The sequence below is a fragment of the Cobetia sp. 29-18-1 genome (assembly GCF_029846405.1).
In the GTDB taxonomy this organism is placed as follows: Bacteria; Pseudomonadota; Gammaproteobacteria; order Pseudomonadales; family Halomonadaceae; genus Cobetia; species Cobetia amphilecti.
In genome coordinates, this window is record NZ_JARWKS010000059.1 from 1 (window position 1) to 252 (window position 252).

A 252-nucleotide genomic window follows, 5' to 3' on the forward strand; every position below is an offset into this window, starting at 1 on the left:
GCAGAGCCGTTACTGACGGTATGCGCCTCGACAACCTGATCCAGCAGCTTCTGCTCAGTCTCACAAGGTCTTCTATCCCGACCACGCCAAGCCCGGTAGCTACTGCGATGCACCCCAAACACCTGACACAAGTGCTGCACCGCGTAGCTCTCTTCAAGTCGCTCGATTATCGAGAATTGCTCAGGGAGTCCGACATCAAGAGAGCGGTAGCCTTTTTTAATATTGCCTTCTCTTCTTCCACTCGCCGCAGCT

At 54.4% G+C, this 252-nt stretch carries 1 pseudogene; it reads right to left on the reverse strand.

Annotation, left to right across the window (positions count from 1 at the left end):
• Positions 1 to 77 precede the first annotated feature (77 nt).
• A pseudogene (locus QD208_RS17610) lies at positions 78 to 252 on the reverse strand (IS3 family transposase); the annotation flags it as partial.